3 pseudogenes are annotated in these 1,199 nt (G+C 46.5%); 2 read left to right on the forward strand and 1 reads right to left on the reverse strand.

From position 1 onward, the window contains the following. Positions 1-48: 48 nt before the first annotated feature. Positions 49-414 (reverse strand): annotated as a pseudogene (locus tag QZ506_RS16505) (transposase); the annotation flags it as partial. Between the two features lie 60 nt (positions 415-474). Between QZ506_RS16505 and QZ506_RS16510 the strand changes: the two are divergent. After that, a pseudogene (locus tag QZ506_RS16510) lies at positions 475-790 on the forward strand (IS1 family transposase). Between the two features lie 31 nt (positions 791-821). Further along, positions 822-1,199 (forward strand): annotated as a pseudogene (locus QZ506_RS16515) (transposase); the annotation flags it as partial.

The following is a 1,199-nucleotide window of genomic DNA, read 5'->3' on the forward strand; positions in this document are numbered from 1 at the left end:
CTGTTTAATTACTTAATAATCAGTTTCTTGATGTAGTTCTATATAACATCAGGCCTGATATTCATTGTGATTAGTTGTGATTGACCAGGCTATTCGCGCCAGTTTGTTTGCCAGAGCACAGGCGACAATATTTGAATGTTGGTTATCGAGTTGCCCCCGAACCCATTCAGCAAGCCTGCCCTGCTGATGTTCAAGTCGCATCATGAATGAGCGGGCACATTGAACCAGAAGTTTGCGTAAATTTTTATCACCTCGTTTGCTTATTCCCAACAGAGTCGGTTTTCCTCCTGTGCTGTATTGTCGCGGTACAAGCCCTGTGGAAGCCGCAAAATCCCTGCTACATGAAAATTGTTTTCCATCGCCGAGCTGTGATGAAAGTAAGCTGGCAGTAATCGGCCCGACCCCTGGAATTGTGGTCGTGTATTCAATATGTTGATTGCAGTGTGAAATGTCCGGTTTTGGATGTGGAATACAGTGGCTAAAGTTGATGTAAGATGCCCGTTTTGTGAACAGACATCTCCTGTGAAAAAACACGGTTACGGCAAAAGTGGCCATCAGCGTTACCGTCGTCATTCATGCAAACACGGATGGCTACAGGGCTTACAACGACAAACTTCCAAAAGTGAAACACATTGTTAGCAAGCTGTATACACAGCGTATTGAGCGTGCACATCTGACACTGCGTAACCGATTGCAACGGCTCAATCGCAAGACGCTCGGATATTCAAAATCATACGAAATGCACGATAGGATCATCTGTACTTACATCGAACGCGAGTACTACGTTTGATGCTACATCAACTCATTGAATACACGACCCTAACACGCGCAATGGCTACTCCACAAAGACTGTTAGCACCGGCGATGGTCCGCTGGAACTGCGTACACCACGTGATCGTGATGGTTCCTTTGAACCGCAACTGGTGAAGAGAAACCAGACCCTGATCACCGGGATGGATAACCAGATTTTATCGTTGTATGCCAAAGGGATGACCACCCGAGAAATTGCCGCTGCGTTCAAAGAACTGTATGACGCTGATGTCTCACCCGCCCTGGTATCGAAGGTCACCGATGCCGTTATGGTGCAGGTTGTTGAATGGCAAAATCGCCTCCTAGATTCGGTTTATCCCATTGTTTACCTTGACTGTATCGTTCTGAAAGTCCGGCAGGACAGCCGCGTTATCAATAAGTCTGTGTTC

It is taken from the genome of Candidatus Symbiopectobacterium sp. (assembly GCF_020054415.1).
GTDB lineage: Bacteria > Pseudomonadota > Gammaproteobacteria > Enterobacterales > Enterobacteriaceae > Symbiopectobacterium.